Source organism: Deltaproteobacteria bacterium (assembly GCA_018668695.1).
In the GTDB taxonomy this organism is placed as follows: Bacteria; Myxococcota; XYA12-FULL-58-9; order XYA12-FULL-58-9; family JABJBS01; genus JABJBS01.
In genome coordinates this window covers 1-6,670 of sequence record JABJBS010000107.1, presented here as the reverse complement: position 1 = coordinate 6,670, position 6,670 = coordinate 1, and the positions used below count along the sequence as shown (strand labels likewise).

Annotated in this window: 6 protein-coding genes; 3 read left to right on the top strand and 3 right to left on the bottom strand. The window is 49.0% G+C overall.

Translation table 11 applies throughout. The features are described 5' to 3' along the window. Positions 1-678 (bottom strand): hypothetical protein (locus HOK28_06185; protein MBT6432662.1); only part of this gene is annotated, 678 nt, incomplete at its 3' end. A 4-nt stretch (positions 679-682) separates the two neighbouring features. Further along, the gene (locus tag HOK28_06180; GenBank protein MBT6432661.1) at positions 683-2,083 is read right to left on the bottom strand and encodes a hypothetical protein; all 1,401 of its coding nucleotides are present in this window, start codon (positions 2,081-2,083) and stop codon (positions 683-685) included. Positions 2,084-2,168: 85 nt separating this feature from the next. Here HOK28_06180 and HOK28_06175 point away from each other — a divergent pair, with 85 nt between their 5' ends. From HOK28_06175 to HOK28_06165, 3 genes are all read left to right on the top strand, one after another. After that, a complete protein-coding gene (locus tag HOK28_06175) occupies positions 2,169-2,414 on the top strand; it encodes a hypothetical protein (protein MBT6432660.1) in 246 nt (81 codons plus the stop codon). Positions 2,415-2,604: 190 nt separating this feature from the next. After that, positions 2,605-3,114, top strand: coding sequence for a hypothetical protein (locus tag HOK28_06170; GenBank protein MBT6432659.1), 510 nt, complete (start codon positions 2,605-2,607; stop codon positions 3,112-3,114). A gap of 1 nt (position 3,115) precedes the next feature. After that, positions 3,116-3,523, top strand: a complete 408-nt coding sequence (locus HOK28_06165) for a hypothetical protein (protein MBT6432658.1) — start codon at positions 3,116-3,118, stop codon at positions 3,521-3,523. 701 nt (positions 3,524-4,224) lie between these two features. On the opposite strand, the gene HOK28_06160 is transcribed toward HOK28_06165, so the two are convergent. Then, complete coding sequence (locus HOK28_06160) at positions 4,225-5,550, bottom strand: monooxygenase (protein MBT6432657.1); 1,326 nt, start codon at positions 5,548-5,550, stop codon at positions 4,225-4,227. Positions 5,551-6,670: the final 1,120 nt, after the last annotated feature.

Here is a 6,670-nt window from a genome sequence, read left to right as displayed (position 1 = left end):
CTCAACACCAAGCGGCTGAAGCGTCACTTTGGTATCTTTAATGGTAGCCCACCGAAGTTGGCCTGATTCAACAAAGGCGTGGATATCAAAATGCCAACTATCGGTTAGCACCTCAAAACCGCCATGATATTCCGATGCCCATTCGCCGCATTTTACCTCATGAGGTGGTGGAGGATTCTCAGCGAAATAAGTCATGGGATAATAAGTGTAGCCACACGGCAAATCTAGGCGGGCAATGACACAAGTCATGGTGGGGATTTTGAATAAGCGCTTGATCACATAAGGAACTTCTGGACCAAAATCGATTGATGAATTGGGTTTCAATTGAGCCCGGTGACCCTTGAGGTTGATGACCTCGCGAAACACCACATAATGCGGACATTGATTTTTAATCAGCGGGCGCCTACGCCACCAATCACCCGCATAACCGAATGGGTCCATTTCTAGCTGAAAAGTCGCGCCACAAAACGGGCACACTGAAAGGGATTGAATAGGTAAACGTGACTTATACTCTTTCTTGACTTGGTCATGTAGCTCATCATAGTACTCCCACTTTTTAGTTTCCTCCTCGGTTTCCATCATCTCGTATTGAGCTTGCTTGACTTCTATTTCTCTTAGTTCGTCAAGAACCTTGTCTCGCTCGACCTGAGATTTGAAGCTCTTTAGTAATTCCATCATTTCCTCATTCATCGCAAAAGTTGGCTCGTGCTCCATCAAAATTACCAGCCCGACCAGTGCCATATAGCTTTATCCAATCAATGCCAAAAGCAGTATAAAAATCAATCATGTCTTCGAGTGTATCAAGATGCAGTTTACGCACTTCTTGAATGACATTGTTTTCTTCAACTGGCACATAAACTGTTAAGGATTGTCCCTCATTGATTTGGGGACCACTGTTTGCATCTGATGTGTCTAATCGAAGCGGCCAACAATCATGCGGACTATGCTGCACAAACCGGTTCTTAGAATCAGTCTCCATAGCTTCCTCAAATTTTTCAAGCATCTCATCTTGATTACTTAAGTTCCAAGCAGATTTACCGTTCATGTCGTAAACGCCATGTAAGTCGTAATCGCTGTAAAAAACATTTCCTTTAGCATCACGAACCAAACAATCTAAATCGCTGGTAGCTTCTAAATTCCGGGTGCTTAAAACTTCCAAATATTCATCATATGGAAAAAGTGGATTATTATTAGGAGGACCTGGTATACCAATGGCGTAACCTTTGTCTGCCATTTCTACTAAATAGTCGAGATACAAATCCTTTAATTCATCATCTGAAATACCATCCGTTGCTTTCAACATTTTCCGTACCGAGTCGCTCTGTGGATTCGCTGCAGAAAGTCCTGCATTGGCTGGATTGTTTAAATATGGATCTGAAGCACTTAGGGTTTTTGCTTTCACTGGCAGTGGTTTCGCCTTTTTGCCTGCCTGATTCACGAGGTGAGTATAAGCCTCTTCTTTAGAGTTGCGCATCACAATGATGTTTTCAAGATCCTCGGCCAGTTTGACTAAGTTCTTGTCGTGCTTTGGTAACATACCCCGTTTTCTAGCTACCATAACACCCTTAACAAATTTCCCTGCGGGATTTAGAAACCTTCTTTGATTAGCGAGTTGTTCAGCCGTAAATCTTCCTATTTTCGAACAAGGTCCTTGCGCATAGGCCGACGGAAGAACAAGCTCGTTCAACTCATTTAGAAATTCTTCAACCGGTGACAATGGCACATATTGAAAGTGCAATGTGGCAATGGGACACAATGAACCATCGCCGCGGCGCCTGATGATATCCTCGTCGCTTCGTTTGATGGCATCGAATAAATCGTCTGCCTTACGTTTCAAAATACCCTTGCTGCGCCGAACAACTCGCTTTAATCCTCTGGCAACAAACACACCTGCATCTTTGGATAGTTTCAGTGCAATCTTCGGAGGGCCTAAAAACACTTTAGTCGTGACTGCCTGCAAGAGGAGCAAATGGAGCGCGGATATATGACCGATGAGATGCTTCAGCGCCGCAGGGCTGTGCGTAATCGCGTCATGAAAGACGCAGAAAGATTCGGGAATCTCGCTCCCTGTCAGCTCAGTCAAATTCGCTCAGTTTGCTAATTAACCCAGGCGCCCCCAGGGGCGCCGCTTACCCGTGGCCGAGGGCAGAGGCCGAATGGAGGTTCAGATGGACACGAAGCGAAAAGATGAGATTACATGGCCGCAGCTCGTTGCGATGAAGACACTGGTTGCAGGGAAACTTGCGAGCATCAAGACTTACGGCTCCCGCGAATCCAAGCGAATCGCCGTGGGGGCTTTGGTGGATGCCGGTTATTCGTACCGTATCTGCACAACGATGGCGCACACCGTCGCTGTGGGTGCGAATTTGATTAATCGCGGGGTAATCGGTGGGAGAACAGAATGCGGGGAATAGTGAAATACAAGTCCCAGGGGCGCCGAGGATCTCCCTTGTGGGCAGTCGTTGTGATTGGCGGCCACGCCTTTGGCGCGTGGTGGCACTTTGCGGGCGGCGCCGCGCTGCTTGGAGTTAACTAGAAATAAGACACCGGTGTCTTATTGGGTTTGTAACCGTGGCTGAGGAAAGAGGCCAAAAGGAGATTAAAATGTTTATTGAATCAACGTTCTTAAATACGAGGCAAGCGTATATGCCAGTAGTTACCGACCGAGACGTGAAGTGCTGGCAGTGCTTATCAATGGATGAGGACTATGCGCTTGTCGCAGAATACGAGTCGGTCTTCAGTGTGAGTGAGTATCAGGCTTCCAGCGTAGAGCCTGGGGCGCCGGTAAAGCTTTGCGGCGAGTGTTATGACGCTTGTATGGACGTCGAGTATGTCCGCGTCTCGATTAAGCCTGACTTACGGTCACCGGGATTTTTAGGCACACAGAAAGAGCAAGGCGCCCACGCGGAGCCAGACGGTCCTTCGCCGATAATCTTCATGCATGCGTTCGATGAATGTCGGGCGCAGACCGTTGCGGATTTTCGCAGTGGGAGCGATAGCTGGACCGAGCTTCGAACCGGCACGCTGGACTCAATCGCGGACATAGTGCCCGCCGGGATGACTTCATGGGTCCACGAAATAATCGAAGAAGAAATTCAGAAAGAAGGAGTTTAAGATGGGACGCTCGAAAGACTTTAAAGACGGCAACTACAGCTCAAAGGGCCACAAGGTTTTCAAGAAATGGGTTGATGAGCAGGGCGGGATGACGGAGGCAGCCCAGCAGCTTTTAGTCGCTGGATTCCCGACCGAGCACAATACCCAGGTGGGCATGGAATCGATCATGAAGTCGAAAAACCTGACCGCCACAAAATGCGCAAAAGCAAATCTCGACAAGGGCCTGGGGATCTCGTCCGAGGATTTAGCGGAATACAAGAAGGCGCTGCACACGGTTCGAAAATGGGTCGAGGGCCTGTATCTTGGAAGAGCAACACAGAAGAGTCTGGTGCGGGCTGTGTGGATGGAGCAGAGTCTCGGCATCCTAACTGCTGATTGGTTCAAGTCCTACAAGTTCAACAACCTCTAATGCCTACGCCGCGAGCAACAGAGCAGCAGTGCCGAGACTTTTTGAGCAGCGAGGGATGCCAGCTCGAGTCAGAGTTTAAGGGCTTGCGCACCCGAATCAAGGTGTCGTGCAAGGTCTGCTCTGGTGAATTTTTCAATACGCTTAACGCCCTTCATCAGCGCAAGGTTCAGGACAAAGTTCTGTGCGTGACTAGAGAACTTCGCGTAGGCGGTTACGATAATAGCTCCGGCCCCGGCCTTCTCAGCGAGTTTAAACTTGAAAATGCGAGAGACTGCAGAGCAAGTGCAGCTGCCGGCACAGGGAGCAGGAAAGAAAGGATTGTATGCGGTTCGACCAACTCGAAGAAGATGAGGCCGAAACGATTGGGAGTCACGACTTAAAAGGGGTTGGCGAAGTTCATCTAGGATCAAGCAAGGCGATACCATCAACAAAACATTGGGTCCCACAATTCTATTAATTACTAATCGCAAATTAATACGGGTGGTACCAGTCTCCCCGACGGCGAGTACCAGAAGAGCTTCATCCCGTTGAGGTTTTCATGCGGGAAAATCCATCGGTGAAAACGGCTCAGGAATTTATCAATTACTATTATCGCCGCGGAGGCGTTACCGGGGTAGGCATCAGGGAAAAGGCTAATCAATACGGCTTGAACGTTAATTAACTCGCCCGTAACCGGTCCGTACCCTGAATGCTTGGGTGAGTTAATCGATTGCTTCGGTGATCAATAAATTGACCACACACATTTCATCCTCAGTTCGCTCGCCCCAGTTTACATCCTTGGGTGGGCGTCTCTCTTGGCCTAAAAATGGTTGCGCCTCGGCGGTATTGCTCCAAGTACATGACACTTCCAGTTCATCCCCCGAGCGAAATGACACCGGGCTTTTTAGGAAGTATTCTTGTTGCCAATTAAAATCCCATTTTGGAATATCAAGGACGGTTGTTTCGGTGCCGTCCTCTTTGTAGAGCTTTGTATGACCAGACTGACCCAGCTGGTGCATGTGGAAAAGCGCCCCATGAATATCAAATCCATTGTCGAGGTTTAAACCACTAATGAAGGCTCCAAAAAACATGCGAGGATCATCTCGGATACTGTGCCGGACGATTTCTTCTCCTGATGGGATGCGCATATTGCCGCCAACCCACTCAACATTGAGCCAAGGTGCATACACGCCGCGCTTTTCAACGCTGCTGGCAATTTCAAATTCCAAGGTGGTCTGGTCGGGTTCTGGCACTCCCAGGGGTGAGCTGTAGTGCATTTGAAGTGCCAGCAAAGAGCCTGGTTGAACCTCTATACCAATGCCTCTAGGAAATTTTGTGCCAGGATTCCCTGGTAGCCATCCTCCCAGCTGGAGTGTTGGAATGATGATATCAGGGTTGCCACTGGGCCCTCCAAAGCAGGTATAGCCAGGTTGCCCATCGTCACTTTTCCAGCTTTCAGTGGATGCCACAAAATTCGGTGGAATGATGAATACAGCAATATGGTGGACCACAGCTTCATTGCCAGGAACGGCATTGATGCCCCGGACATAAGTGGTTTCGGTCTGGTCCCAGGGCAAGAGGAAACATCGGTAGTCATCGCCTTGGGGCGGCGAGTAGGGTTCTGGCATTTGCAGTGTGGTGTCGACCCGCTCCAGCCCTTCATGAAGTGAAGGCAGCGGGGCTCCCGGCAACCCTGAATCACCTTCAGCTTTATCCCCAAGAGCCCAGGTGACGATGGCTTCAACTTGGCTATCTTCAAGCTGGGGGTCGGCTAAGTATTCTACATCGGCAGGACCCGCCAGCCATGGCGGCATTGTCTTTTGCGCGACGGAAGCTGCAACGGCATCGGCATACGTGCTGACTCTCTCGTAAGAGTCCAAAGCAAAGGGCGCAATCCCACCTTCTAAATGACAACCGGTACATCGGCTTTCGAGAATCGGTTGAATATCCTGATAATAAGTTGGTGCTTGAGCCTCGTCAGACTGATTTTCACAAGCTGTTAAAAACAAGAGCACGCAGGAAAAAGCCCGCCACTTTATCATGCTCATTGGATAGTTCCCCTTTCGACCCACCGACTGTCTGTTATTTGTTACCAGCCTCCGGAAGCTCCGCCGCCGCCGATACTGCCGGCTTCACCGGAGAACCTGCTGCCTCCCGGTGAGTATCCGCTGTGTCTACCAAGAGAACCTCACGAGTTCGAATTGAAGTCAACGGATAAGTGGGGAAAAGGATTTCAACCCCACAATAAAGACTTAGCCCTACCTGAGCTGATGGTTGCAGAGGACTGTCGAAGTTGGAACATCGTCAGTGACCTGGAAATGTTGTCTTATGATTTGCTGGAACTGTTCCAATCGCATGACCGCTCCTTTTAGCTCGTGGTCCAAGCTTCTCATGGAATGTATTCACCCCGTGTATAGCTTAACCTAATTTTCGACGGCTACCCTGTAAAATCAAACGGCGTGGCTACACTATCGAAAACATCGATGCGTTTTTATAGATTGGGAACTTCAAAGGTCCAACGAGTCGAGCACATCCATCTAAACCGAGGCACGACAAGAGTCGTATCTCCTAGAACAGGGGGAACCAGGTAAAACAATTGCAATAATTACAGCAGCTTATGCGCAACCCCGCCAAAGTTGGCTCACCTTGAAAAACAGGTTCTCTAAATCGGAAAACACTATGGCCTCCATTATCGCCTGCACGACAAAAATTCAGACGCCTACCCGACAAGCCTACCCTCGAAGCCTCATTCGAACTAATTCTCAAGATAGGACTACGCTTAAGCCTTCGTTTGATGATGAACCGAGCACGACGGTCGTCGCAGGCAACGTCACATTCACCTGGTAAAATGGCTCCCTTTAGATAGAACTCAACCATCAAGCCGGCGCTGCGCAAATTCAGATTAACTGAGCCGGCTATTTGAAAAATAAACCGCACTTCACTCTAATCGAGACATAGGTCAGAGTAGAGTTCTGCCGTTCGAGCATCAACCCCGAGGCCACCCACTCCACTATTGGAACTTGGACCCACAACGTACTGATAATATGCCAGTTTTCAGACTGTATGTGGACGTGGGCATTTATCCATTGATTTCATTCACAGGCGGTAAAAAAGTGAGTGCATCCTAGAGCGTGACTTCATCTGCCAATCAGGCGACAATTTCGATAT

Coding starts and splice junctions, on each gene's coding strand:
- HOK28_06175 (MBT6432660.1), top strand. CDS start 2,169: ATGGACACGAAGCGAAAAGATGAGATTACATGGCCGCAGCTCGTTGCG.
- HOK28_06170 (MBT6432659.1), top strand. CDS start 2,605: ATGTTTATTGAATCAACGTTCTTAAATACGAGGCAAGCGTATATGCCA.
- HOK28_06160 (MBT6432657.1), bottom strand. CDS start 5,550: ATGAGCATGATAAAGTGGCGGGCTTTTTCCTGCGTGCTCTTGTTTTTA.
- HOK28_06165 (MBT6432658.1), top strand. CDS start 3,116: ATGGGACGCTCGAAAGACTTTAAAGACGGCAACTACAGCTCAAAGGGC.